This window comes from Enterobacter sp. MGH 4 (assembly GCF_000534735.1).
Lineage (GTDB): Bacteria > Pseudomonadota > Gammaproteobacteria > Enterobacterales > Enterobacteriaceae > Enterobacter > Enterobacter intestinihominis.
Genome location: NZ_KI973289.1, coordinates 736,020 through 756,197 on the forward strand (window position 1 = coordinate 736,020; position 20,178 = coordinate 756,197).

General features: G+C 55.2%; 20 protein-coding genes. All 20 read left to right on the top strand.

Features of this window, described 5'->3' with window-relative positions; translation table 11 throughout:
• Positions 1-7 precede the first annotated feature (7 nt).
• The 20 genes from tssK to tssE all read left to right on the top strand — a co-directional run bounded on the left by tssK (position 8) and on the right by tssE (position 20,177).
• The gene (gene tssK, locus L350_RS18740) at positions 8-1,351 is read left to right on the top strand and encodes a type VI secretion system baseplate subunit TssK (protein ID WP_022648417.1); all 1,344 of its coding nucleotides are present in this window, start codon (positions 8-10) and stop codon (positions 1,349-1,351) included.
• A 17-nt stretch (positions 1,352-1,368) separates the two neighbouring features.
• Entirely contained in the window at positions 1,369-2,607 is a 1,239-nt protein-coding gene (locus L350_RS18735; protein ID WP_003859963.1) for a DotU family type VI secretion system protein, read from the top strand.
• A gap of 2 nt (positions 2,608-2,609) precedes the next feature.
• Positions 2,610-6,230 (top strand): type VI secretion system membrane subunit TssM, encoded by a 3,621-nt coding sequence (gene tssM / locus L350_RS18730; protein WP_032624076.1) that lies wholly within the window; start codon positions 2,610-2,612, stop codon positions 6,228-6,230.
• A gap of 16 nt (positions 6,231-6,246) precedes the next feature.
• Positions 6,247-6,963, top strand: coding sequence for a type VI secretion system-associated protein TagF (tagF, locus tag L350_RS18725; protein WP_006810959.1), 717 nt, complete (start codon positions 6,247-6,249; stop codon positions 6,961-6,963).
• 11 nt (positions 6,964-6,974) lie between these two features.
• A complete protein-coding gene (gene tssA / locus L350_RS18720; protein ID WP_032624077.1) occupies positions 6,975-7,991 on the top strand; it encodes a type VI secretion system protein TssA in 1,017 nt (338 codons plus the stop codon).
• 75 nt (positions 7,992-8,066) lie between these two features.
• A complete protein-coding gene (gene tssB / locus L350_RS18715) occupies positions 8,067-8,591 on the top strand; it encodes a type VI secretion system contractile sheath small subunit (protein WP_022648413.1) in 525 nt (174 codons plus the stop codon).
• A 3-nt stretch (positions 8,592-8,594) separates the two neighbouring features.
• Complete coding sequence (tssC, locus tag L350_RS18710; protein WP_006810956.1) at positions 8,595-10,094, top strand: type VI secretion system contractile sheath large subunit; 1,500 nt, start codon at positions 8,595-8,597, stop codon at positions 10,092-10,094.
• A 79-nt stretch (positions 10,095-10,173) separates the two neighbouring features.
• The gene (locus L350_RS23000) at positions 10,174-10,599 is read left to right on the top strand and encodes a Rap1a/Tai family immunity protein (protein WP_032624078.1); all 426 of its coding nucleotides are present in this window, start codon (positions 10,174-10,176) and stop codon (positions 10,597-10,599) included.
• Positions 10,600-10,602: 3 nt separating this feature from the next.
• Positions 10,603-11,097 carry a T6SS effector amidase Tae4 family protein gene (locus L350_RS18700; protein WP_022648411.1) on the top strand — a complete coding sequence of 165 codons (495 nt, stop codon included), beginning with the start codon at positions 10,603-10,605 and terminating at the stop codon, positions 11,095-11,097.
• Positions 11,082-11,531 carry a T6SS amidase immunity protein Tai4 family protein gene (locus L350_RS18695; RefSeq protein WP_050595054.1) on the top strand — a complete coding sequence of 150 codons (450 nt, stop codon included), beginning with the start codon at positions 11,082-11,084 and terminating at the stop codon, positions 11,529-11,531. Before L350_RS18700 ends, L350_RS18695 begins: the two co-directional genes overlap by 16 nt.
• A 180-nt stretch (positions 11,532-11,711) precedes the next feature.
• A complete protein-coding gene (locus tag L350_RS18690; protein WP_014884229.1) occupies positions 11,712-12,194 on the top strand; it encodes an Hcp family type VI secretion system effector in 483 nt (160 codons plus the stop codon).
• Positions 12,195-12,434: 240 nt separating this feature from the next.
• Positions 12,435-12,665 (top strand): hypothetical protein, encoded by a 231-nt coding sequence (locus L350_RS24145; protein WP_123906481.1) that lies wholly within the window; start codon positions 12,435-12,437, stop codon positions 12,663-12,665.
• A gap of 129 nt (positions 12,666-12,794) precedes the next feature.
• On the top strand, positions 12,795-13,811 hold the full coding sequence (locus tag L350_RS18685) for a hypothetical protein (protein WP_023306455.1): 1,017 nt from the start codon (positions 12,795-12,797) through the stop codon (positions 13,809-13,811).
• Between the two features lie 561 nt (positions 13,812-14,372).
• Positions 14,373-14,627: a hypothetical protein gene (locus tag L350_RS24595; RefSeq protein WP_072202182.1), complete on the top strand. Its 255-nt coding sequence runs from the start codon at positions 14,373-14,375 to the stop codon at positions 14,625-14,627.
• A 90-nt stretch (positions 14,628-14,717) separates the two neighbouring features.
• Positions 14,718-15,116 carry a hypothetical protein gene (locus tag L350_RS24150; protein ID WP_126292142.1) on the top strand — a complete coding sequence of 133 codons (399 nt, stop codon included), beginning with the start codon at positions 14,718-14,720 and terminating at the stop codon, positions 15,114-15,116.
• 110 nt (positions 15,117-15,226) lie between these two features.
• Positions 15,227-17,002: a type VI secretion system-associated FHA domain protein TagH gene (tagH, locus tag L350_RS18680; RefSeq protein WP_032624080.1), complete on the top strand. Its 1,776-nt coding sequence runs from the start codon at positions 15,227-15,229 to the stop codon at positions 17,000-17,002.
• Positions 16,999-17,796 (top strand): PP2C family protein-serine/threonine phosphatase, encoded by a 798-nt coding sequence (locus tag L350_RS18675; RefSeq protein WP_032624081.1) that lies wholly within the window; start codon positions 16,999-17,001, stop codon positions 17,794-17,796. The genes tagH and L350_RS18675 overlap by 4 nt, the downstream gene beginning before the upstream one ends.
• Positions 17,797-17,812: 16 nt before the next feature.
• The gene (locus L350_RS18670; RefSeq protein ID WP_032624083.1) at positions 17,813-18,799 is read left to right on the top strand and encodes a hypothetical protein; all 987 of its coding nucleotides are present in this window, start codon (positions 17,813-17,815) and stop codon (positions 18,797-18,799) included.
• A gap of 9 nt (positions 18,800-18,808) precedes the next feature.
• Positions 18,809-19,621 (top strand): type VI secretion system accessory protein TagJ, encoded by an 813-nt coding sequence (locus L350_RS18665; RefSeq protein ID WP_032624084.1) that lies wholly within the window; start codon positions 18,809-18,811, stop codon positions 19,619-19,621.
• Complete coding sequence (gene tssE, locus L350_RS18660; protein ID WP_015570336.1) at positions 19,614-20,177, top strand: type VI secretion system baseplate subunit TssE; 564 nt, start codon at positions 19,614-19,616, stop codon at positions 20,175-20,177. Before L350_RS18665 ends, tssE begins: the two co-directional genes overlap by 8 nt.
• Position 20,178 lies beyond the last annotated feature (1 nt).

Consider the following 20,178-nt stretch of genomic DNA (forward strand, 5'->3'; position numbering starts at 1 on the left):
GATCATCATGACGAAAGCAGAAAAGGTCGTCTGGACCGAGGGCATGTTCCTGCGTCCCCACCATTTTCAGCGGACAGAAAGTTACCTCCTCAACCACGTTCGTGAGTGGGGGGCCTTGCAGCGTTCGTATCTCTGGGGCTTTCTCGACCTTGAGCTGGATGAAGCGATGCTTCGCCAGGGCTGTATTGCCCTGAGCTACTGTAGCGGTTTGCTCCCTGACGGCACCTTTTTCCAGGTGCGCAGCGACCGCAACGGTCCGGCCCCGCTAAAAATCCCCGATAATCTTACCAATGAAAAGGTGGTGCTTGCGCTGCCGGTTCGTCGCGGTGGACGTGAAGAGGTGATTTTCAGCGAGGAGCACTCTTCTCTGGCGCGTTTTATTACGTTTGAACAAGAGGTAGAAGACGACAACGCCATGTCGGTCGGGGAAGCGACGGTTCAGTTTGGCCGCCTGCGTCTGACCCTGATGCTGGAGAAAGATCTGACGGCAGAATGGACCGCCATCGGCGTGGCGTGCGTCGCTGAAAAGCGCAACGACAACCACGTGCGGCTGGATAACAGCTACATCCCGCCAATGCTGAACGCCAATAACAGCCCGCAGCTGTACGGCATGATCAATGACCTGCACGGCTTGCTGGTGCAGCGTAGCCAGCAGATCGGCGGCCGCCTGCGCCAGCCGGGGCGTTTCAATACGTCCGAGATGGTTGAGTTCACGCTTCTTTCGCTGATCAACCGCCACCTTGGCGACATCTCACATTTAAAAACGCTGCCGCTGCTTCACCCTGAAGCGCTCTGGCGAAGCTGGCTGCCGTTTGCCACGGAACTCGCCACCTGGACGCCGCAGCGTACCGCAGAGAGCGTACTGCCGGTATACGACCATGACGATCTCGCCCTTTGCTTCGGCAAACTGATGCTGATGCTGCGTCAGGGGCTGTCGCTGGTCATGGAAGATCATGCCATCCAGCTGCCGCTGCACGAACGCTCTCACGGTCTTAACATCGCCACCGTGCCGGAGACCAGCATGGTCCGCGAATTTGGCTTCGTGCTGGCGGTAAAAGCCAATGTCCCCGGCGAACACCTGCAAACCCATTTCCCTGCCCAGATGAAGGTTGCGCCAGTCTCGAAAATTCGCGATCTGGTTCAGCTCCAGCTGCCGGGCATCATGCTTCGGGCAATGCCCGTCGCGCCGCCGCAGATCCCGTGGCATGCAGGCTACAGCTATTTCGAGCTCGAGAGGGGCAGCGAACTGTGGCACGAGATGGACAAGTCTGGGGCATTCGCGCTGCATCTCGCAGGGGAATTCCCGGGTCTCGATATGGAGTTCTGGGCCATCCGTAGCCCGACAGAATAATAAAGCGAGCGCTTAATATGCAGGAACGACAGGATACCGGCAGTGATGCCGTGTTTACCGGAGCCAGTGGGAACAATCAGCTGGTGGCGGCCGCCAATCCGCTGCTCAATGCGATTCCGCAAATCCGTCATTCGGTTTCCCACGACGATCAGGTCGGGCTGCGCCAGCGCCTGATTGACGAAATTCGCCGTTTCGAGGTGCGATGCCAGCAGGCGGGCTTACCGTATGAAGTGATTGTCGGCGCGCGCTACTGCCTCTGCACGGCGCTGGACGAAGCCGCCGCTCTGACCCCCTGGGGAAGCAGCGGCGTCTGGTCAAGCAATGGTCTGCTGGTGACGTTTCATAACGAAACCTGGGGTGGCGAGAAGTTTTTCCAGCTGCTGGCACGTCTTTCGCAGAATCCGCGCGAACACATTCTGCTGCTGGAGATGATCAACTACTGTCTGCTGCTCGGCTTTGAAGGCCGCTACCGCGTACTGGACAATGGCCGGACCCAGCTTGAAACCATCAAACAGCGCCTGTGGCAGATGATCCGTGGCGTTCGCGGCAGCTACCCGCCGCCGCTCTCGCCGCACCCGGAAGATCGCCCCGTTCTGCGCAAGCTCTGGCGGCCGATGATTCCACTCTGGGCGTGCGTGGCGCTGGTCGGCTTTATCGCCTGTCTGTTCTATATCGTGCTGAACTGGCGTCTCGGTGATAACACCAGCCCGGTGCTGGCGAAAATTTACCAGTCCCAACTGCCGGAAACCACGATCCAGCAACCTGCGCGCCAGCTGCCGGCGGTACTGAACCTGCGCGGCTTCCTGAAACCGGAAATTGATGCCGGTCTGGTGGCCGTTAAGGATGAGGCGGATCGCAGCGTGGTGATCCTGAAAGGGGACGGACTCTTTGCCTCGGCCTCAACGGTGGTGCGCGATCGCTATGAGCCGGTCATCGACCGCATCGCCCAGGCGATGAATAACGTCAGCGGCAAAATTCTGGTGGTGGGGTACAGCGACAACGTGCCGATCCGCAGCGCACGCTTCGCCTCTAACTATGAACTCTCGCTTGAGCGCGCCCGTTCGGTGCAAAAACAGCTCCAGGGTAGCCTCTCGCAGCCTGAGCGCGTCAAAGCCGAAGGGCGGGGCGAGATCAACCCGGTAGCGCCTAACACGACGCCTGAAAATCGCGCCCGTAACCGCCGCGTGGAGATTACGCTGCTGGTATCGCCTGACAATACCCAGGCCGAGCTGAACGGATTGCCGCAAGGAAACTAAGGATGCTGACTACTCTACTTTCTATACTGACCAATCGCATTCTGTGGAGCTTCCTGGGCGTAACGGCGCTCGCGGCGGTCATCTGGATGATTGGCCCGCTGTTGTCCATCGTGGACACCCGGCCCCTTGAATCAGAGCAGAACCGCGTCATCAGCATTGCGGTGGTCTACCTGATTTGGGCCCAGAGCCACATTCTGCCGCGGCTGTATAACGCCTGGCTGAACCGTAAGCTGATGGACAAGCTTAACGAAAATACCACCAGCCCGGAGGCGGCCGATCCGCAGAAACGTCTGAACAGCGAGGAGCAGATCCTTGCCGGGCGTTTCGATGAAGCCGCCCAGATGCTGAAAAAAGCCCACTTCAGCAAAGCGGGACATGGCGCGCAGTGGACGCAGCGCTTCAGTACGCAGTACCTCTATCAGCTGCCGTGGTACGTCATTATTGGCGCGCCGGGTTCAGGTAAAACCACCGCGCTGGCCAACTCCGGGCTGCAATTCCCGCTGGCGGACCGCTTCGGTAAAACCGCGCTGCGCGGCATTGGCGGCACGCGCAACTGTGACTGGTGGTTTACCAACGAGGCGGTTCTGCTGGATACCGCGGGGCGCTACACCACTCAGGAGAGCGAGCAGGTTCAGGACGCCGGGGAGTGGCTGGAATTTATCAACCTGCTGCGTAAATACCGCCGTCGCCAGCCCATCAACGGCGTGATTATCACCATCAGCATTTCCGACCTGCTTTCGCAGTCCGCTGAGGCCTCCCGCCAGCAGGCGGTCAACCTGCGCCAGCGTCTCTCCGAGCTGCATGAACAGCTGGGTATTCGCTTTCCGGTGTATGTGATGGTGACCAAAGCGGATCTGCTTAAAGGCTTCCGCGCCTGGTTTGCGGATTACGACAAAGCCCAGCGCGATCAGATCTGGGGCTTTACGCTGCCGTGGGAGCAGACCAAACACGCCGATTACGACCTGATGGGCAACTTCCAGCAGGAATTTTCACTGCTGCAACAGCGTCTGGATGCTGGCCTGCCGGAAACCATGCTTAAAGAGCATGACGCCAAAACCCGTGCGGAAGCCTATCTCTTCCCGCAGGAGTTCGCCGCGCTGCGTCCGCTGCTGGCAGACTACCTGAGCACGGTCTTTGCCCGCTCAAACTTCGAAACCGAATTTTCGCCGCGCGGCATCTACTTTGCCAGCGGCACCCAGGAAGGGATGCCGTTTGACCGCGTGATGGGCGAGCTGAACCGCGCGCTCTCCTTACCTGAAGGGGAGGAAAGCACGCGCTGGGATTCGGTAAGCAAAGAGGCGCCGATCCCGGGCGCGAAGGGCCAAAGCTTCTTCATTAAAAATCTGCTGCAAAACGTGATTTTCCAGGAAGCGGGCATCGCCGGGGAAAACCGCTGGTGGGAGCTGCGCAACCGCGCCGTGATGTGGTCCGGCTACGCGGCGCTGCTGGCCCTGCTGGTGATCCTGGGTGGTCTGTGGCTGACCAGCTACGCCAAAAATAAAGCTTATCTGGAAGAGGTAGATGCAAAAGTGCCGATGCTGGAGCAGCAGAGCAAGGCGCTGCAAAACCAGCCCCAGCGAGATCTGTTTGCGCTTCTGCCGCTGCTTAACAGACTGGTGGATCTGCCGAAAAGCGATGCCTTCGACGTTAACAACCCGCCGGTTTCCCGCCGCATGGGGCTTTATCGCGGGGATGACGTCAGCGATGCCTCGCAGTCTCTGTATCAGAAGGCGCTGGATCAGATGCTGCTGCCTGCCGTGGCGATGCACATTACCACCTGGCTGCGCAACGACAACGGCAGCGACGTGGAGTACAGCTATGAGGCGCTGAAAGCCTATCAGATGCTCTACCAGCCTAAGCATTATGACGGTAAATTCCTGCACTCGTGGGTAATGCTCAACCTGCAACGCAACCTGCCGCAGAACGTGACGCAGGCGCAGCTTCAGGAGCTGGAATGGCACCTGACCCAGCTGCTGGAGCCAAAAATTCAGGCTTCACCGTATGCGCAGGATGAGGATCTGGTGGCCCGCGAGAGGGCGCTGATCAACCAGCAGCCGCTCTCAACACGTGTATATGGCCGCCTGAAACGTCTGCTGGAGCATGATGAGAACCTGAAGCCGGTTTCGCTTTCTGATCTCGGCGGCCCGCAGAGCGAGCTGGTGTTTTCGCGCAAAAGCGGCAAGCCGGTGAGTGAGGGCGTACCGGGCCTCTACACGCCGGACGGCTATTGGAAAAGCTTCAACGACCAGATCGACAGCGTGACCACTGCCCTGCACGAGGACGATGTCTGGGTACTGGGAGCGACCACTGCCCAGGAAGATAAACAGCAGATCGACAACGCCGTGCGTCAGCTCTACATGCGCGACTTTATCGTTAACTGGGATCGCTTTCTCGCTGACATTCAGCTCAACAACAGCGCCGATCTTTCCCAGCGTATAAACACCGCGCGCCTGCTTTCAGGCACCAATTCGCCGCTGCGCCGTCTGGTACTTAACCTGAGCAAGGTGCTGACCCTGTCGCGCACTGCGCCTGCGCCGGAAGATGCGCAGAAAGCGGAAGACCAAAGCAACCGCGCCACCCGCACGCTGGAAGCACTGTTCAGCAACGGTGACAATGCCCCGACGCAGGGCGCGGTTGTGACGCAGGCGCCTGAGCAACTGGTGACCGACCACTATGCGCCGATGATTGAGCTGGCGCAGCCGCTGGAGAAGGGCGGCAAGACCATCGTCTTTGATGATTTTCTTAAGCAGGTTGACGAGCTTTATCGCTACCTGACCGCCGTTCAGGATGCGGCAAACAGCGGTATGCCTGCGCCGGGCGGCGATGCAATCAGCCGCCTGCAAGCCAGCGCGGGACGTCTGCCGGGCGGGCTGCAAACCATGTTCAGCAATATGGCCGTCGGCGCCAGCAGCGACACTCAGCGTCGCGATCTGGAGAACGTGCGTAAGCGCATTAACATGGAAGTGGGTGGGTTCTGCCGTCAGGCGATTGCCGGGCGTTATCCGCTGGTGCGCAGCGCCAGCACCGAGGTGACGCCGGACGATCTCGCCCGCATGTTCGCGCCGGGCACCGGACTGATGGACACCTTTTTCCGCGACAACCTGACCAACAAGGTGGACACCACCCAGGCGAACTGGCGCTTTATGCCGGGCATCGACGGTAAAACGCTGCCGGGCAGTGAAGGGCTGCTGCGTCCGTTCCAGCAGGCGCAGTCTGTCCGCGATGCCTTCTTCGCAAACGGCGCGACCACGCCATCCTTCAAGGTGACGGTGCGCACCGTGCGTATGGACAATACCATTCTGAACCTGACGCTGGACGTGGACGGCCAACTGCTGCGCTACAGCCACGGTCCGCAGGCGGTGCAGATCATGACCTGGCCGGGGCCGGGCGGGACGAACCAGGTGCGTATGCAGCTCGGTCTTGCCAATGGCAGCACCGCAACGCTGGTGACCAACGGTTCCTGGGCGCTCAACCGCTTTTTCGACAAGGCGCGCACCAGTCCTGGCGCGGGTAGCCTGAGCCGTCAGGCCACCTTCAACGTCGACGGACATCAGGTCACGCTGGAGTTTGCCCCGAACAGCATCCGTAACCCGTTCCAGCTTCCCCGTTTCTCATGCCCATAACCGCAAGGACAGCCGTATGACGAATACCCCTGCGATGAACCGTTATAGCTGGTATGGCAAATTACCCAGCGCCGGAGATTTTTTGCAGCGTCGCTTTCCGGATACCCTGCAACGCCAGTGGTCGCACTGGTTTCAGGTCGGCCTGCTGGCCTGGCAACAGGAAGAGCAGCGCAGCGGTGAGCGCCCGTTTTCTAAAGCCCCGGTGTGGAACTTTGTCGTCCCGCCGATGCTTGGTAGCCAGATGATTCAGATGGGCTGCCTGCTACCGGGCCGTGACAGCGTAGGCCGTCACTATCCGGTATGCCTGCAACTGAGCTTCACCCCGGCCGAGTGGTCATCCCGTCTGCTCGGGCAGGCTGAAAGCTGGTACCAGCAGCTTGGCCGTCTGGGGCTGCACGCGGTACGTAACAGCTATTCTGCCTCCCAGCTGGATGAAATGCTGATGACCATCCCGGCGCCCCAGCCGGTTGAGCCGCAAAAGCGTTCCGACATTCTCGACGTGATTGGCTATGACGACGAGGGTCAGAGCACGCTGGGCTGGCCGCAGGCGGCGGAGTGTTTTGATCCGCTGCGCCAGACCAGCTATTGGTGGACAAACCGCTGCGACGGCTATCCGCTTTACACCCACGTCCACAGCGGAAACTTCACCGGGCAGCTCTTTACGCTGCTGTTCGATCCGGCAGGCGGCGCCCGTCCGGGCCGCCACGGTCTTTACCCGCCTATGTTTGAATAAGCAGGGATCTTATGAATATCGATGAATTTCTCGCGCCGATAAGCCCCGATAACCCCTGCGGTGAAAACCTGGAGTACGACGCTGATTTCCAGGCCATGGGGCAGGCCAGTCAGGGCAAAGCCGAACAGCAGTTTGGCGACACCATCATTCCGGCAGAGCCTGCCGACTGGAACACGGTGGAAAGACTCGCCACCAGCCTGCTGGGCCGCACCAAAGATCTTCGCGTCATGCTGGCGTTAACCCATGCCTGGACGCGTCGTCGCGGGCTGGCAGGTTACGCCGACGGGCTACTGCTGGTGCAGGAAGCCCTGTCCCGTTACTGGGAGCGACTTTACCCGCTGCTGGAAGAGTATGGCGAAACCGATCCGTTCTACCGCATTAACGCCCTCGCCGGGCTGAGCGATAAATCTGACCTGACGGTTGCGGTGCGTAACGCCTCACTGCTCCGCTCTAACGGCGATGAGATTTCGCTCCGTGACGCCCAGGCGCTGCTTGACGGCAGTAAAACAGAGTGTCCGGATTATCCGGGCGGTCGTCCACGACTGATCGATGAGCTGGCCCGGGGCGATCAGCCCGGCACCGAAGCGGTAATCGTGATCAACGAACGCCTGCTCGCCATCCGCGAACTGCTTACCGGCTATCTCGGGGAAAGTGGCGTACCGGAGATGGAACAGCTGCAGAAAACCGTCGGGCAGGTTTCGAGCGCCTGTCAGGTGACCGATATCAGCAAGTTGCTGCCGAACCGTGACGCGCAGGCTGAGCAGCACGCCGAGCCGCAGCCGGTGACCGCGTCGCCCGTTCAGCAGGTGACGGACTGGCGCAGCGTGCAGGTGACCAGCCGCGCCGACGCGCAGCTGATGCTGGAAAAAGCGAAACAGTATTTTGCGCAGTACGAACCCAGCCACCCCGCACCGCTGATGATTGAACGGGTGCAGCGGCTGTCTGAACTCAACTTTATGGACATTATTCGCGACCTGGCGCCAGACGGCGTTAACCAACTGGAAAACATCTTTGGACGCCGCGAATGACGCGTCCTGGCATTATGACGACAGGCATGGAGTCTGCCGTTTCACCTTCACCGCGCATCTTTGATGGAGAACATCATGGCAATGAGTAACAGTGGACAGAAATTCATCGCACGCAACCGTGCTCCCCGCGTGCAGATCGAATACGACGTAGAGATCTACGGCGCAGAACGCAAAATTCAGCTGCCGTTTGTGATGGGCGTTATGGCCGATCTGGTTGGCAAGCCGGTGGAAAACCTGCCAGCCGTCGACGAGCGTAAGTTCCTTGAAATCGACATCGACAACTTCGACGAACGCATGAAGGCGCTGAAGCCGCGCGTGGCGTTCCAGGTGGATAACACCCTGACCGGCGAAGGTAAGCTCAACGTCGATCTGACCTTTGACAGTATGGACGACTTCCTGCCGGACGCGGTGGCCCGCAAGGTTGAGCCGCTGAACAAGCTGCTGGAAGCGCGCACCCAGCTCTCTAACCTGCTGACCTACATGGACGGCAAAAACGGCGCGGAAGAGCTGATTGCAAAAATCCTTCAGGATCCGACGCTGCTCAAATCCCTAAGCCAGATGCCAAAAAATGACGAAAGTGCGAAAGGTAGCGAGGAATAATCGATGAGCAACCAGACTCAACAACACGATCAGCAGGCGGGCCAGGCCTTCAGCCAGGACGAGTTCAGCGCGCTGCTGAATAAAGAGTTCCGCCCGAAAACCGATCAGGCGCGCTCTGCCGTAGAAAGCGCGGTAAAAACCCTGGCGCAGCAGGCGCTGGAAAACACCGTGACCTTCTCAAACGATACCTACCGCACCATTCAGAACCTGATTGCCGGTATTGACGAGCAGCTTTCACAGCAGGTGAACCAGATCATTCACCACGAGGAGTTCCAGAAGCTGGAGAGCGCCTGGCGCGGGCTGAGCTATCTGGTGAACAACACCGAAACCGACGAGATGCTGAAGATCCGCTTTATGAGCATCTCCAAGCAGGAGCTGGGCCGCACCCTGAAGCGCTACAAGGGCGTGGGCTGGGACCAGAGCCCGATCTTCAAAAAAATCTACGAGCAGGAGTACGGCCAGTTCGGTGGCGAGCCGTTTGGCTGCATCGTAGGCGACTACTACTTCGACCACAGCCCGCAGGACGTTGAGCTGCTGGGCGAGATGGCGCGCATCGGCTCTGCGGCCCACTGTCCGTTCATCACCGGCACCGCGCCGGGCGTGATGCAGATGGAGTCCTGGCAGGAGCTGGCTAACCCACGCGACCTGACAAAAATCTTTCAGAACACCGAATACGCCGCCTGGCGTTCACTGCGTGAATCGGAAGATGCCCGTTATCTGGGCCTGGTCATGCCGCGCTTCCTGTCGCGTCTGCCGTACGGCATTCGCACCAATCCGGTCGACAGCTTTGACTTTGAAGAGCAGACCGACGGCGCAAACCACAACAGCTACTCCTGGGCGAACGCGGCTTACGCGATGGCCGCCAACATCAACCGTTCCTTCAAAGAGTACGGCTGGTGCACCTCGATTCGCGGCGTGGAGTCCGGCGGGGCGGTGGAAAACCTGCCGTGCCACACCTTCCCGAGCGATGACGGCGGCGTGGACATGAAATGCCCGACCGAGATCGCCATCAGCGATCGTCGTGAAGCCGAGCTGGCGAAAAACGGCTTTATGCCGCTGGTTCACCGTAAAAACTCCGACTTCGCCGCCTTCATCGGCGCGCAGTCCCTGCAAAAACCGGCCGAGTATCACGACCCGGATGCCACCGCTAACGCGCGCCTGGCCTCCCGTCTGCCTTACCTGTTTGCCTGCTGTCGTTTTGCTCACTACCTGAAGTGCATCGTGCGCGACAAAATCGGCTCCTTCCGCGAGCGCGAAGAGATGGAACGCTGGCTGAACGACTGGGTGATGAACTACGTGGACGGCGACCCGGCTAACTCCTCCCAGGAAACCAAGTCTCGCAAACCGCTGGCGGCTGCGGAAGTGCAGGTGCAGGAAATTGAAGACAACCCGGGCTACTACGCCGCGAAGTTCTTCCTGCGTCCACACTACCAGCTGGAAGGCCTGACCGTTTCCTTGCGTCTGGTATCTAAACTGCCGTCGCTGAAGACGAAGGACGCGTAATGATGATTGCCGGCCCGAAGGGGCCGGCAATTTGAGCGGAAGAGCTTAGCTTGTTTCTGTCAGTGAATAAGGATAGACGGTGAAACATATACTTTTGATCGCGACCAGTTTGCTGGCAGTTTCTACTCTCGCAAGCGCGGAGGCAGGAAATTACAAATACCCTCAAGCGGAAGCATTGCCTCAGGATGACACATCAAACTTCCAACGCGATCCGACGCTGTTAACAGGGTACGATTTAAATCTGAGTGCAGAGCGTTTTGCTAAAGCCTGGCTGTCGAAAACGAATGAACGTGAACGCATTAAGGCAAATATGTATCTTCTCGGCGTAGTCGACGCGTCTGAGGGCACTGCATGGTGCAAGGGCAGGCCTTTTTTGCCAAATACAATACATGAGTTTCTCTATTCTCGTTTTGCGAACTTATCGAAACAGAAAGGCGAGGAGCGCGCTTCAAAAATCATCATTGACGGCATGAAAGAATTACGCCCGTGCAAAAAAGGAGAGTGACAAATGAGACCATTATACGAACAACTTAAACGTCAGCATTACTCTTCAAATCACACACGCGCGGGTTTTGCCTCGGGTGAACAGGTTTTTTCAGAAATTGGCTACGATTATTCGACGATTATCAAGCAACAACCGGCATACGAAAATACCTGTGCGGTAAGAATGAGCCTGGCATTGTTAAAATGCAATGTTGAATTTACAGGGCGTTTACCCATAAAGACCGGTCCCTATAAGGGAAAAACAATCGAGCCTGGCGCAAAATTACTTGCCGATCAGCTTTATAAATCCCATGTGTTTGGCAAGGCAGAAATCTTTAAAGACCGCGAGGCTGGTGCACGCTCAATGTTGGGCCGAAAAGGTGTTGTTTTCTTCAATAAAATTGATGGGTATGGCGGTGGTCATATCGACCTTATCGAGCCTCTGAGTAATAATTCGTTTATATGTAACTCCGATTGCTTTCCGTACTGTCAGGAAATCTGGTTTTGGGAATTAAAATAATTATATTCAGGTGTTTAAAGACCGTATTTCTTTTGCTCACTTGCTTATCTTTTTCTGCTCGCGGTGACAACCCTTACGTTGATTTTTATCAGCAGCAAACATACCGGCAGGTGGTAAAAGATTTGGTCCTGGCGCGCTGCCTTGCGCAGGTTGCAGATAAAGGCAGTCAATTTTCTGCTGATGCGGCCCGCAGTGCGAGTGCATTTATTGAGTGGATGCCGTTTGATGCTGAAAACGGTACTGACAAAGTTAACGCCATTATTGGGAAGTATAAAAACCAAATTAATGGTTTCCACTCGGAGCGTAAACCTGATGTAAAAGGCGTAACCTTAAATTGTCTACGTCTTTATCATAGCGACGAACTGAATAAACTGGTTCCGCAGCTCATCATTGGCGATCCTGATCGTACCTGGATTCAGGATAATCCGCCGTAGTAAAAGACTTCACATTCTTTCCGTTCATTCAGGGGGAATGTAAGACTGTCAAATGACACGGGTCGTTTGATATGAGGCAGAGGTAAAATATGGACGGTTTTATTCAGCCCCATGCTTTCCTGTTTGCCATATAAGGGCTTTTTCGAAAGCAATATTGTTCATCCACGAAGAGTAGATATTATGGCTATTGATATGTTTCTGAAGGTCGAGGGTGTTACGGGCGAATCTAAAGATTCTAACCACACCGGCTGGACTGATATTACCTCCTTCTCCTGGGGCGCGTCCCAGCCGGGTAATATGAGCGTTGGTGGCGGCGGCGGTGCCGGTAAGGTTAACTTTAACGATCTGCACGTTAACGCTCTGATCGACAAATCCACTACAGCAATCCTGAAACACTGCGCAAGCGGTAAGCACCTGACCAAAGTTGAACTGTCCGTCTGCAAAGCGGGTGGTCAGCAGGTTGAATATACCCGCATCACCCTGGAAGACGTTCTCGTGACTTCCGTTCAGTACACCGGTGCCGACAACGGCGATACCGTTGGCGTGACCTATGCATTCCAGGCTGCGAAAGTGAAACAGCAGTACTGGGAGCAGACCACTGCCGGTGGTAAAGGTGCTGAAAGCAGCGCTGGCTGGAACATTAAAGAAAACAAAGAAGCGTAATTGTTCATCCATGACCGGGGAACCTCCCCGGTCATGATGATTGATTCCAAATATGTTGCAGGTGAATGATGATTAGAGAGTTAAACGTAATATCAATCGCATTAGCCTGTAGTGCTTGCATTTCACCACCTGCACAGTATAAGAAACTTTCTGTTACGTTAAAAAAACAAAATCCCTTGTTTTGATATCAGGCTGGATTCAAATTTTATTGGGCCTGTATCAGTTTACGCACCATCTGTAATGAAACGCGTTGGTAATCAATGGAAAACTATTAATTCTCATGACCAACTTCCAGCAATGCATATCTTGATTACAGAGGAGTGTATTCGTCTGAATGAGGTTGACTGGCGCAAAAGTGAGTATGATGTTGTATTGAAGATTGTCAATGAAAAAACTGCTATTCGATATGCTGCACGGTTAATATTAAAGAAAGGTATAAGTTGCGAGTTACTTTTAACGGCAAGTGAATGATATAATTTTCAAACCTCGGTGTTTTCGAGAGTGCATCGGCGTTTGAATGTTTATTTAATTATAAAATAATTAAACAATTCACCACTGCAAACTCTGGACAACTATGTGTGTTGATTAAAGGGTTTAAATATGACACATCGTTCAACCGTTAGCCCGGGCTACTGTGTGGTCCAACATCCTGGAACTTTAGATTATCAAGCTCGATTATTGTTTAATAATGTCAATAGCGAAGCCGCTAGATACTTTATGCAAATAAACAATGACACACCTTGGTTGAAACCAGGGCAGTTACTCATCGTGGCTGACCCAGACAACACGAATCAGTCATCGCAACTGAGTATTCTTTCCAGGGCAAAACAGAAAATTAACCATGCGCTGGCATCATTAAACACATCGGTTGCAGAGTATCTCCACGCTAATTATGACAATATTTCTGCATTGACTTCTTTAGGTGATAAACTAGCTGGGAATGCTGGTGATTTAGGTGAGAAATATTTCAGGCAAATTGAAAATATACTCATTAAAATTGAGAAGACTTATCAGAATCAGTTTATATCCCAAGGTTCTTTAATTGGTCAGCAGTTTTATATGGAAAGAAGGGCGTTATTCTCTCAGCTAAAACCTTTATTAAATAACGTAAGCAAGCTAACACTTAAGATTCAAACCTACGAAAATATTAAAAAAGCATTGAACTTATCAAGCCGCTCTATCGTCCATGAATGGAGTACGGTTGGTATCGGCGCGATCCCTGGATATTCAGATTATATTGTACGCTCTTCTCGCGCGGCTAGTATTATGAAAGCAGGGGGCTGGATCTCACTAGGTTTCTCTTTTTTGAATACTTCTAATGATGTTTATAAAGCCTGTACTGTCGATCGTGAAGATGAATGTGGAAAAGTTGCTGTTACTGAATATAGTAAGTTTGGTGGAGGTACGCTTGGTGCTGCGGGAGGAGCCTGGGCTGCGTCTTTAGGTACTGGCGCTCTTTGCGGTGCAATGGGAATACCTACGATGGGTACTGGTGCCCTTGTGTGTGGAATTGTTGTAGGACTAGGCGCTACTTCTGCGGGAGCCTGGATGGGTACTAAAGGAGGGGCTGAATTGGGTGAAGGGATTAGTAACTTGATTTTTTCTGGGGACGAATAAATGTATGGAGATTTGCGTTTAATATTGCTTTTATTAGTTTTTTTAGGATTGTTTACTTCTTTGTGTTTCTATTTTTATTTTTATCGTAAATATTCACGGGAGCTATCAAAATCATTTCATCTTTTGAGTGATAAGCAATATTTAGATGTAAACGATTATCTTTTTTATGAACAACTTGGTCTTCCCGGATTTGCGCATCGAGTGTTCCTTATGAAAAGGATTTTGGCTGGAAAGGCCACAAAGCAAAATAGAAAAAAAAATCCTCCTCCGGAGGCAGAGGCATTAGTATCATCGATATACGATTTCTCATGGATAAAAATGTTTTACAGGATGACACTTTTTGTTGTCTTTTTAATGCTTCTATTGTTCTTATTGATTGCTACAGGACACTAAAAGCATGTCATCTTTATGCATGGTAAATATAACGTTATAGCTTCTTGTGCTTTTATTTATTAACATTGTAATCATGGGTGTTTACAGTTCTCGGTTTTTTAAAAAACACGAGTCGGATTATAAGCGACTTCTCTCTGAATATCGCCAAAAGGTTATGATATCGACCTGATGGCAAATCATGCATCGTTTTTTGGTTCACTGGTGAATTATCAAAAAATAATCCGGTTTATTCGTCTTCGCAAAGGCGTGAAGATGAAGTTCACCAAGGGCAGGAATGTTAAGGGTGAAGCCTATCAGTTTGTTCAGTCTTTACCGGAAGATCGAATTAGCTGGATGTTAAAACTGCACCGACTTTATATCATTCAGGCAATGCTTTTTACGCTGTGGCTTGTTGTAGGTATTGTTTTTTCAGTAAGCCGTTAAATAGCTTTTGTCAACCTTTTGTTACCAACTATTATTATCGACTCAATAGTGTCAGCATTTGAATGCTGATTTTATTCAATAGAGAGTAATGTGATTGTTAATAATGCTTTCTCCATTCTTGTATTTTTTCTTTTTGCCTTGTTCTTAATCCTGATGGTTAGTTTTTATATTGATTATCGAAAATACTCAAGTGAAATTTCGGGAATATATAATTCATTAACGCAAGCAGGTTTATTAAGAGAAGGAGATTATCAAGTTTGGGAAGGGTTGGGGTTCTGGGGCTTCGGTTTACGCGTCACAATTTTATCAAGGTTATTACGGGGTAAGAGCGTTAAGTTAACTGACTCTCGAAGGCTTCAGTCTCATACATGTCATGATGTTTTGTCCGGCTTTGAACTATCCTGGGTTTATTCATATGACAAAAAACTTAAATTCACAATGGCTATTTTTATACTGCTTTTAATTTTGACCAGTATTAATGAGATATAATTTTTCATTGTCTTTATGATTGATTTTGTAAGCTTAACCCCCAAACCCCGCCGTTCTCATCCCCGAGAGCGGCAGCGTTTGAGCGCTAATCATACCAGCAGGAATACGCCATGCGATTCACGATTATTTCTACGAAACCCGGTCATCAGCCGCCGCAAAGCAGCTGTGATTTTTATGCCCCGGGCGGCACCATTGGGCGCGGTACGGATAACAATCTGGTGCTGCCGGACAACGATCGCACCATCTCGCGTTTGCAGGCCATCGTTCACGTCGACGCCAGCGGCGAATGTCGCGTCACGAACCGTGGCAGCGTCACCCGCGTGGTATTGAATGATATTCCGCTGGAGCGTGGGCGTCAGGTTGAGCTTCAGGATGGGGATATTCTCGGTATTGATGATTATCGCATTGAAGTCAGCGAACTCATTCACGACACCCAGCCCGTAAGCCGCATGGCGGCCAGCATGCAGCAGGCGCGCCCAGCGGCGACACCTGCTCCGGCGGCACAACCGAAACCGGCCAGCGCCGCGCCGCGCGGAAAAGCTGAACCTACGGCCGTGCCGTCGGAAATCTGGGACAGCCTGATGCAGGAGTTCTCCATCTCCGACAGCATCTCCAGCAACCGGGCAAAGCCACAACCCGCCGCGTCCCACGACCCGTTCTCCCAGCCTGCGGCCCCGGAGCGGAATGCCGAAGACCCGCTGGCGATGTTCAACGATGCCGATCCGTCGCTTGAACGTAAAAACGTGGACCCGGACACGCTGTTCAGCGATGAAGCGTTGTTTAAAAAAGAGAGCATCTTTGACGATGTCACCCCTTCAACGCTGGTACAGCCGGACGAAAGCAAACCTGCCCAGCCAAAGGAAGAGGCGTCGGACGAACTCGATCCGTTAGCCCTGTTTGGCGGGTCGGCGAGCGCACCTGCCGCGCGTCACGATGACCCCCTCGGCCTGATGGGCGGCGCGCCGTTAACCCATCCGGATGAAATCGTGGCAGATAAGCCGGAGCCAAAGCCTGAAGCGCAAGCCGCACAGGAAGAGGATGCGCTTGCCAGCTCACCGCTGTTCGATCCGGAACCGACTGAACCACAGGACGCGCCGCGCGCGGAAGAGGAGCCCGCGCGTCCCGATTACGCTGGCTTCACCATGCCAACACCGCAGGCCGTGGCGCGCAGCAACGCGCAGGCGCCGAAAGGCCGCCTGCGTATCGACCCGGTTAAAAACGCTGCATCGCCTGCCGCCTCCGCGCAGACCGGCGAGCGGGGCGAGGTGCTTCAGGGCGAACTGCTGGAGGCGCTGCTGGAGGGCATGGGCCTGAGCGAAATGCAGCCGGTGCCGCAGTTTGACCGGGAAAATATGCGTCAGCTGGGGCAGATCCTGGGCATGTTCTCGCAGGGGACCGTGGCGCTGCTCTCCTCGCGCTCCATCCTCAAGCGTGGGGTGAAGGCTGATATGACCATGGTGCTCGACGATGCCAACAACCCGTTCAAGCTGCTGCCAACCGGTAAAACGGTCCTGATCCAGATGTTCGGCACGCCGATGCCGGGCTTTATGCCGCCGACCAAATCGGTGCGTGATGCGCTGATCGATCTGCAGGCGCACCAGCTGGGGATGATCTCCGGTATCCGCGCCATTATCGCCGCCATGCTGCAATCCTTTAACCCGGAACAGCTGGAAGAGCAGGCGAAACAGAACGGAATGACGTCACGCCTGGCGCTGCCGGGCAGCCGTAAAGCCGCGCTGTGGGATTATTTTGTTCGCAGCTATGGCGAGACGGCGGGCGAGATCGAGGACGACTTCCATACCCTGTTTGGCGAAGCCTTCCTCCATGCCTATGACATGGAGGTCAATCAGTACAAAGACTCACAAAGCGGATCGGAAGAAAAATGAATATCGCAACGGCTTCTCTCTCCCGCCAGGGGACGCGCGCCAGCAACCAGGATCAGACGGGAGAAACCATCGGGGAACGTTCAGCCTGCTTTGTCGTCTGTGACGGCATTGCGGGCCTGCCGGGCGGCGAGGTGGCCGCTGAGCTGGCCCGCAATAGCATTATTTCCCGCTTTGACGGCGACAAGCACCTGAATGCGCAGCATATTCGTGACTACGTCCAAACGGCGAACCGCACCATCCTCAGCGAACAACAGGCCATGCAGGACTATCGCCGGATGGGTACCACGCTGGTCAGCCTGTTTATCGACAGGGATTACCGTCTGGCTTACTGGGCGCACGCTGGAGACAGCCGCCTGTACCTGTTTCGCCGCGGCTGGCTCTGGCACGTCACCACCGACCACAGCCTGGTGCAGCAGATGAAAGATGCCGGGCATCAGACCGACGATCTCAACAGCAACCTCCTGTATCTGGCGCTGGGTATTGAGAATGGCGGACCGGAAGCGAGCTACAGCGATGTCGTGCAGGTTGAAGACGGTGATGCGTTTTTACTCTGCACCGACGGTTTCTGGCACGGCGTCAGCGAAGAGCAGATGAAACAGTCGCTGCACATGGTCAATACGCCACAGGAGTGGCTGACCTTGATGAACCAAATCATTCAAAAGAATGCTGAACAGGAGGGCAAAGCTCAGGATAACTATACCGCCGTGGCGGTGTGGATGGGCAACCCTCAGGACACCACTTTGCTGCATACGCTCTCTGACGCAGCACAATTTCTTCCCTGCGGAACTGATTAGACACACAAGGATTGATATGAAACTTTGGCTATCGGGTTTGGCTCTTCTGACGGTGGCGACCACCGCACAGGCTGAAAACTTCCGCATCGTGCAGTCTCCTGCGCAGAAGCTGGATATCTGGATCGACAACATTAAAGACAATACGCCGCAAAGCTGGTGTAAGGCGGACGTGGCGCTGCGTATCGTGGCGAACGGCAAGAAAGAGGTTTCGGTGCTGGAAAACTTCGTGCCGCGCCTTGGCTCGCTGCTGGAGCACCAGTGCAGCAAGCTGAATACCCTGAACTGGACGCTTAACGATCCGGAAGGCACGACGCTTGCCCGGGGCACAGCGGCTAAAGCTCAGGACTGGGCGCTGGTGGTGAAACAGCAGGAAACGGCGGCGGCAACGACCACCACCTCAGGCGCGCTGCTACCGCCTGACCAGAATCCGGAGACGCACACCGTGGCGGCAGATCGTACGCCATGGCAGGAGTTCACCCTTCAGGACGGTTGCCACCTGCGCACCTTCTGGGAGGGCGGTTCCTCCGCGCCAGCGATGTTTATTCCCGATTCCGACACCACTCGCTGCGGCAACGGCAGCTGGCTCAGCGGCCACACCGTGGTGACGCAGAATCGTAACGGGACGCAGAAAGCGATTCCGGTCACCTACATTCACGGCTTCCCGGTGATGGGACTGAACAACGCGGTCGATCCTGAAAAGGCGCTGATTACCTCCGTTAACAAAGAGCGCATGGTCTTCAGCACCCCGAACAGCGATCAGAGCTGGATGATCCTGCCGTACGACAGCACCCTGAACGGCTGGAAGAGCAACGGCACGGTGGCGGTGGAAATCACCCGTGAGATCGCCAGCGACGACGCCAGACTCCAGGCGCGTATCGCAGAGGTGAAGAAGATCTGGAGCGCATGGGTTGCACCGGGCGCGGAGCTGAACGTTGTTCTGATTGACACGCTGCGTCCGCAGCTACGCGATCCGGCTGTGGGCGCCTGGCGCGCGGCGAATTAAGGAGGGGCTATGAATACGCTTTATCAACGTCTGGCGGGTGAGTCGATTAGCGACGCGCTGCTTCGCCTGGAAGCCGAAATCAAAGCTCGTCCGGCGGATGCCGATCTGCGCGCCGCGTTTGTGCAGTTTCTGATCCTCAGCGGCAACTGGGCGCGCGCCCTGACCCAGCTGAAAAGCTGGCTGGCGCTGAAGCCGCAGGCAAAACCAACCGTAACGCTGCTGGAGCAGGCCATTCAGGGTGAACAGCAGCGGGCGCGCGTGTTCGCGGGAGAGGTACGACCGGCAATGCCCGAGGCGCAGTGGCCGTGGCTGACGACGTTAGCCCAGGCGCTGAGCGAAAGCGCAGGGCATGCGCAAACGCTGCGCCTGGCAGCACTCGAACAGGCCCCGGCAAGCCGCGGGCAGGTCACGCTGGAGAATGAAGAGAGCCACACCTTTGAATGGCTGATGGACGGCGATGCCCGTCTGGGGCCGGTGTGTGAAACCCTGGTCAATGGCCGTTATTTCTGGGTGCCGTTCTGCGCCATCGACACGATCCGTTTTCAGGCTCCGGACAGCGTGACCGATCTGGTGTGGCGTCATGCGCTGGTCCGCCTCACGGACGGCACCGAGCAGGTGTGTCAGATCCCGGCGCGTTATCCGTTTGCTGACGGAGCGCCAGACAGCGTTAAGCTGGGGCGCACCACCGAGTGGCTTCCACTCGACGATGACGGCACCCTGTATGAAGGCATGGGGCAGAAAGCCTGGCTGAGCGAGCAAAGCGAAAGCCCGCTGCTCCCCCTGAGCCTGGTGACGTTCGCCGCGGATGGCGCGGATGAGTAATCCCGCTGGCGAAGGCGATCTGCTGCGCAGCGGCTGGCAGGCCCGCAGCAGGCAGGAGAAAGTGGGGGCACGCGACAAAATGCAGCCGTCACTGCTGGATCGCCTGACGGATAACGATCCGGAAAAAAAACGCGAGTCCGCCAACAGTAATCTGATTACCCACGCCGCGCTGCGTCGTAACGTCCTGCGGGATTTACAGTGGTTGTTTAACACCATTAACCACGATGCCTCCAGCGATCTGAGTGGTCTGACGCAGGTGAGCCGTTCCGTCGTTAACTTTGGCGTGGCGCCGCTGGCGGGGAAAAGAATGTCCGATATCGAATGGCACGACATTCAGCGCAAGCTCACCGAAGCGATTATTAACTTTGAACCGCGGATCCTGCCGCAGGGGCTTCAGGTTCGCTGCGTGTCCGATACCTCCTCATTAGATCTGCACAACGTGCTGTCTATCGAAATCAAAGGCCGCCTGTGGTGCGTACCGTATCCGCTGGAGTTTCTCTTTCGCACCGACGTCGATCTTGAGAACGGCCATTTTGAACTGAAGGATGCGGGGTAAT

What these genes read in the sequence shown, in the direction of transcription:
- L350_RS18665 (WP_032624084.1), top strand. Translation starts at nt 18,809, where the DNA reads ATGAATACGCTTTATCAACGTCTGGCGGGTGAGTCGATTAGCGACGCG.
- tagH (WP_032624080.1), top strand. Translation starts at nt 15,227, where the DNA reads ATGCGATTCACGATTATTTCTACGAAACCCGGTCATCAGCCGCCGCAA.
- L350_RS18675 (WP_032624081.1), top strand. Translation starts at nt 16,999, where the DNA reads ATGAATATCGCAACGGCTTCTCTCTCCCGCCAGGGGACGCGCGCCAGC.
- tssA (WP_032624077.1), top strand. Translation starts at nt 6,975, where the DNA reads ATGAATATCGATGAATTTCTCGCGCCGATAAGCCCCGATAACCCCTGC.
- tssM (WP_032624076.1), top strand. Translation starts at nt 2,610, where the DNA reads ATGCTGACTACTCTACTTTCTATACTGACCAATCGCATTCTGTGGAGC.
- L350_RS18735 (WP_003859963.1), top strand. Translation starts at nt 1,369, where the DNA reads ATGCAGGAACGACAGGATACCGGCAGTGATGCCGTGTTTACCGGAGCC.
- L350_RS24595 (WP_072202182.1), top strand. Translation starts at nt 14,373, where the DNA reads ATGGCAAATCATGCATCGTTTTTTGGTTCACTGGTGAATTATCAAAAA.
- L350_RS18685 (WP_023306455.1), top strand. Translation starts at nt 12,795, where the DNA reads ATGACACATCGTTCAACCGTTAGCCCGGGCTACTGTGTGGTCCAACAT.
- L350_RS18670 (WP_032624083.1), top strand. Translation starts at nt 17,813, where the DNA reads ATGAAACTTTGGCTATCGGGTTTGGCTCTTCTGACGGTGGCGACCACC.
- tssC (WP_006810956.1), top strand. Translation starts at nt 8,595, where the DNA reads ATGAGCAACCAGACTCAACAACACGATCAGCAGGCGGGCCAGGCCTTC.
- L350_RS18690 (WP_014884229.1), top strand. Translation starts at nt 11,712, where the DNA reads ATGGCTATTGATATGTTTCTGAAGGTCGAGGGTGTTACGGGCGAATCT.
- tssB (WP_022648413.1), top strand. Translation starts at nt 8,067, where the DNA reads ATGGCAATGAGTAACAGTGGACAGAAATTCATCGCACGCAACCGTGCT.
- tssK (WP_022648417.1), top strand. Translation starts at nt 8, where the DNA reads ATGACGAAAGCAGAAAAGGTCGTCTGGACCGAGGGCATGTTCCTGCGT.
- L350_RS18700 (WP_022648411.1), top strand. Translation starts at nt 10,603, where the DNA reads ATGAGACCATTATACGAACAACTTAAACGTCAGCATTACTCTTCAAAT.
- tagF (WP_006810959.1), top strand. Translation starts at nt 6,247, where the DNA reads ATGACGAATACCCCTGCGATGAACCGTTATAGCTGGTATGGCAAATTA.
- tssE (WP_015570336.1), top strand. Translation starts at nt 19,614, where the DNA reads ATGAGTAATCCCGCTGGCGAAGGCGATCTGCTGCGCAGCGGCTGGCAG.
- L350_RS24145 (WP_123906481.1), top strand. Translation starts at nt 12,435, where the DNA reads ATGAAACGCGTTGGTAATCAATGGAAAACTATTAATTCTCATGACCAA.